Genomic DNA, 4,363 nt, shown 5'->3' with positions numbered 1-4,363 from the left:
TCAGGCTCAAGGCCTACGACCATGAGGCCATTGACGCCTCGGCGCGCAAGATCGTCGAGACGGTCACCCGCACCGGTGCCAGCGTGGTGGGTCCGGTACCGTTGCCGACCGAGAAGAACGTGTACTGCGTCATCCGGTCCCCGCATAAGTACAAGGACTCGCGGGAGCACTTCGAGATGCGCACCCACAAAAGGCTGATCGACATCCTCGATCCCACTCCGAAGACCGTTGACGCCCTGATGCGCATCGATCTGCCGGCCAGCGTCGACGTCAATATCCAATAGCAACCCGGTAGGAGCGCTGCACAACCATGGCACGTAATGGCATTCTGGGTACCAAGCTGGGCATGACGCAGGTGTTCGACGAGAACAACCGAGTTGTGCCGGTGACGGTGGTCAAAGCCGGACCCAACGTGGTGACGCGCATTCGTACGCCGGAGCGCGACGGCTACAGCGCTGTGCAACTGGCCTACGGCGAGATCAGCCCGCGCAAGGTGAACAAGCCGCTGACTGGTCAATACGCTGCGGCGGGAGTCAATCCGCGCCGGCACCTGGCCGAGTTGCGCCTCGACGACGAAGCGGCAGCCGCGGGCTATCACGTCGGCCAGGAGCTGACCGCGGAGATCTTCACCGACGGAAGCTACGTCGACGTGACCGGCACGTCCAGGGGCAAGGGCTACGCCGGCACGATGAAACGGCACGGCTTTGCCGGCCAGGGTGCCGGCCACGGCGTACAGGCTGTGCACCGCCGGCCGGGTTCTATCGGCGGCTGCTCAACTCCCGGCCGGGTGTTCAAGGGAACCCGGATGTCGGGCCGGATGGGCAACGACCGCGTCACCACGCAAAACCTCCTGGTGCACAAGGTCGATGCGGAGAACGGTGTGCTGCTGATCAAGGGTGCTATCCCGGGACGCAACGGTGGGCTGGTGCTGGTTCGCAGCGCAATCAAAAAGGGTGAGAAGTAATGGCTGGCATCACAATTGACGTCAAGGCCCCGGATGGCAAGAAGAGTGGCTCGATCGAATTGCCGGCCGAGCTGTTCGACGTCCCCGCCAATATCGCGTTGATGCATCAGGTGGTGACCGCCCAGCTGGCCGCGGGCCGGCAGGGCACGCACTCGACGAAGACCCGCGGCGAGGTGCGTGGCGGTGGCCGCAAGCCGTACCGGCAGAAGGGCACCGGCCGCGCGCGGCAAGGTTCGATCCGCGCTCCGCAGTTCACCGGCGGCGGTGTGTCGCACGGCCCGAAACCGCGCGACTACAGCCAGCGGACCCCGAAGAAGATGATCGTCGCCGCGCTGCGCGGTGCACTGTCGGATCGTGCACGCAACGGGCGTATCCACGCGATCACCGAACTGGTGGCGGGCCAGACCCCGTCGACCAAGAGCGCCAAGGCGTTTCTCGGCACACTGACCGATCGCAAGCAGGTGCTGGTGGTCATCGGGCGCAGCGACGAAACCGGCGCGAAGAGTGTACGCAACCTGCCCGGAGTGCACATTCTGGCGCCCGACCAGCTCAACACGCATGACGTGCTGCGCGCCGACGACGTGGTGTTCTCCGTCGAGGCGCTGGATGCCTACATAACAGCCGCCCGCACGGGCTCGCGCGGCGCTGAAGACACGGAAGGGGTTTCGTCGTAAATGGCAACGGTGACCGATCCCCGCGACATCATCATCGCCCCGGTGATCTCGGAGAAATCCTACGGGCTGATAGAAGGGAACACCTACACCTTCATCGTGCACCCGAACTCGAACAAGACGCAGATCAAGATCGCGATCGAAAAGATCTTTTCGGTCAAGGTGACCTCGGTGAACACCGCTAACCGGCCGGGCAAACGGAAGCGCACCCGGACCGGATACGGCAAGCGCAAGGACACCAAGCGAGCCATCGTGACCCTGGCACCCGGCAGTAAGCCGATCGACCTGTTCGCAGAACCGGCGTAGCCGACGCGAGAGAAAGACTTAGCAGACATGGGAATTCGCAAGTACAAGCCGACGACACCCGGCCGTCGCGGTGCCAGCGTCTCCGATTTCGCCGAGATCACGCGTTCTACGCCGGAAAAATCGCTGGTGCGACCGCTGCATGGCCGGGGTGGACGCAATGCGCACGGTAGGATCACCACCCGGCACAAGGGCGGCGGGCACAAGCGCGCCTACCGGGTGATCGACTTCCGGCGCAACGACAAAGACGGTGTCAACGCGAGGGTCGCACACATCGAATACGACCCCAACCGCACGGCACGGATTGCGCTGCTTCATTACCTCGACGGTGAGAAGCGCTACATCATTGCGCCGCAGGGTCTTTCGCAGGGCGATATGGTGGAGTCCGGTCCCAATGCCGACATCAAGCCGGGCAACAACCTGCCGCTGCGCAACATCCCGGCCGGCACCCTCATCCATGCGGTGGAGTTGCGGCCGGGCGGTGGCGCCAAGCTGGCCCGCTCAGCGGGGTCCAGCATCCAATTGCTGGGCAAAGAGGGCAGTTACGCGTCATTGCGTATGCCGTCCGGTGAGATTCGGCGCATCGACGTGCGCTGTCGTGCCAGCGTAGGCGAGGTGGGCAACGCCGAGCAGGCCAACATCAACTGGGGCAAGGCTGGCCGGACGCGGTGGAAGGGCAATCGGCCGTCGGTGCGCGGCGTGGCGATGAACCCCGTCGACCACCCGCACGGCGGTGGTGAGGGCAAGAGTTCAGGCGGCCGGCACCCGGTCAGCCCGTGGGGCCGGCCCGAGGGTCGAACACGGCGGCGGCACAAGCCCAGCGACAAGCTCATCGTCCGACGCCGGCGCACCGGCAAGAAGCACCGGTAGGAAGCGGAGGAGATGTAGGCATGCCACGCAGCCTCAAGAAAGGTCCGTTCGTCGACGACCATCTGCTGAAGAAGGTCGACGCGCAGAACGAGAAGAACACCAAGCAGGTCATCAAGACGTGGTCGCGTCGGTCGACCATCACACCGGACTTCGTCGGGCACACGTTCGCCGTCCACGACGGCCGCAAGCATGTACCGGTGTTCGTCACCGAATCGATGGTCGGGCACAAGCTCGGCGAATTCGCCCCGACGCGTACCTTCAAGGGGCACATCAAAGACGACCGGAAGGCTAAGCGGCGGTGAGCGTTACCACTGAATATCCGTCGGCGGTCGCCAAAGCGCGCTTTGTGCGGGTATCAGCCAGCAAGGCGCGCAGGGTGATCGACCTGGTGCGCGGCAAGCCCGTGGCCGAAGCGTTGGACATCCTGCGCTGGGCACCGCAGTCGGCAAGCCTTCCGGTGGCCAAAGCTATCGCGAGCGCTGCGGCCAACGCCGAAAACAACAATGGGCTGGATCCGACGACGCTGGTAGTGGCCACCCTCTATGCCGACGAGGGCCCGACGGCCAAGCGGATCAGGCCGCGAGCGCAAGGGCGCGCTTTCCGGATTCGCCGCCGCACCAGTCACATCACCGTGGTGCTGGAGAGTAGGCCGGTGAAGCAGCGGCGTGTCTCCGGGTCGGCGAGCGCGGCTCGGGCGCTTCGGGCACAGGCCAGCAAGGCTGCCGCCGCCAAGAAGGCGCCGGCCAAGGAGGCGTCTGCGGCAGAGGCGCCGGCCAAGAAGGCGTCTGCGGCAGAGGCGCCGGCCAAGGAGGCGCCTGCGGCAAAGGCGCCTGCGGCAGAGGCGCCTGCGGCAGAGGCGCCGGCCAAGAAGGCGCCGGCCAAGAAGGCGCCGGCCAAGAAGGCGCCGGCCAAGAAGGCGCCGGCCAAGAAGGCGTCTGAGACTTCTGAAGCGAAGGGAGGCTCGCAATAGTGGGCCAGAAGATCAACCCGCACGGTTTCCGGCTGGGCATCACCACCGACTGGAAGTCTCGCTGGTATGCCGACAAGCAATACGCCGAGTACGTCAAGGAGGACGTCGCGATCCGCCGGCTGTTGTCGACCGGTTTGGAACGCGCGGGCATCGCAGATGTGGAGATCGAGCGGACCCGCGACCGGGTCCGGGTGGATATCCACACCGCCCGGCCGGGTATTGTGATCGGCCGCCGCGGCACCGAAGCCGACCGCATCCGTGCGGATCTGGAGAAGTTGACCGGCAAGCAGGTTCAGCTCAACATCCTCGAGGTGAAAAATCCTGAGTCGCAGGCGCAGTTGGTGGCACAAGGCGTCGCCGAGCAGCTGAGTAACCGGGTGGCGTTCCGCCGGGCGATGCGCAAGGCCATCCAATCGGCAATGCGGCAGGCCAACGTCAAAGGCATCCGGGTGCAGTGCTCGGGACGTCTCGGCGGCGCGGAGATGAGCCGCTCGGAGTTCTACCGTGAGGGTCGGGTCCCGCTGCACACGCTGCGCGCCGACATCGACTACGGACTCTACGAGGCCAAGACCACCTTCGGGCGGA

At 65.3% G+C, this 4,363-nt stretch carries 8 protein-coding genes; all 8 read left to right on the top strand.

Features of this window, described 5'->3' with window-relative positions:
- Window positions 1-284 (top strand): 30S ribosomal protein S10 (gene rpsJ, locus AC2VOP_RS05665; protein WP_486960043.1); only part of this gene is annotated, 284 nt, incomplete at its 5' end.
- A gap of 26 nt (window positions 285-310) precedes the next feature.
- On the top strand, window positions 311-964 hold the full coding sequence (gene rplC / locus AC2VOP_RS05660; RefSeq protein WP_486960042.1) for a 50S ribosomal protein L3: 654 nt from the start codon (window positions 311-313) through the stop codon (window positions 962-964).
- A complete protein-coding gene (gene rplD / locus AC2VOP_RS05655; RefSeq protein WP_486960041.1) occupies window positions 964-1,638 on the top strand; it encodes a 50S ribosomal protein L4 in 675 nt (224 codons plus the stop codon). Before rplC ends, rplD begins: the two co-directional genes overlap by 1 nt.
- Entirely contained in the window at window positions 1,639-1,941 is a 303-nt protein-coding gene (gene rplW / locus AC2VOP_RS05650; RefSeq protein ID WP_486960040.1) for a 50S ribosomal protein L23, read from the top strand.
- A gap of 27 nt (window positions 1,942-1,968) precedes the next feature.
- Window positions 1,969-2,808, top strand: a complete 840-nt coding sequence (rplB, locus tag AC2VOP_RS05645; protein ID WP_486960039.1) for a 50S ribosomal protein L2 — start codon at window positions 1,969-1,971, stop codon at window positions 2,806-2,808.
- 20 nt (window positions 2,809-2,828) lie between these two features.
- Window positions 2,829-3,110: a 30S ribosomal protein S19 gene (gene rpsS, locus AC2VOP_RS05640; RefSeq protein ID WP_486952468.1), complete on the top strand. Its 282-nt coding sequence runs from the start codon at window positions 2,829-2,831 to the stop codon at window positions 3,108-3,110.
- Window positions 3,107-3,778 (top strand): 50S ribosomal protein L22, encoded by a 672-nt coding sequence (rplV, locus tag AC2VOP_RS05635; protein WP_486960038.1) that lies wholly within the window; start codon window positions 3,107-3,109, stop codon window positions 3,776-3,778. Before rpsS ends, rplV begins: the two co-directional genes overlap by 4 nt.
- A partial coding sequence (gene rpsC, locus AC2VOP_RS05630; protein WP_486960037.1) for a 30S ribosomal protein S3 occupies window positions 3,778-4,363 on the top strand: 586 nt, incomplete at its 3' end. The genes rplV and rpsC, both read left to right, overlap by 1 nt.

The sequence above is a fragment of the Mycobacterium sp. TH-M106 genome (assembly GCF_057473765.1).
Note: the sequence above shows the minus strand (reverse complement) of the source record. Positions and strands in the feature narration are given on the sequence as shown.

Bases quoted from the DNA above. Each gene is read 5' to 3' on its own strand.
- rplC (WP_486960042.1), top strand. From the start codon at position 311: ATGGCACGTAATGGCATTCTGGGTACCAAGCTGGGCATGACGCAGGTG.
- rpsS (WP_486952468.1), top strand. From the start codon at position 2,829: ATGCCACGCAGCCTCAAGAAAGGTCCGTTCGTCGACGACCATCTGCTG.
- rplD (WP_486960041.1), top strand. From the start codon at position 964: ATGGCTGGCATCACAATTGACGTCAAGGCCCCGGATGGCAAGAAGAGT.
- rplW (WP_486960040.1), top strand. From the start codon at position 1,639: ATGGCAACGGTGACCGATCCCCGCGACATCATCATCGCCCCGGTGATC.
- rplB (WP_486960039.1), top strand. From the start codon at position 1,969: ATGGGAATTCGCAAGTACAAGCCGACGACACCCGGCCGTCGCGGTGCC.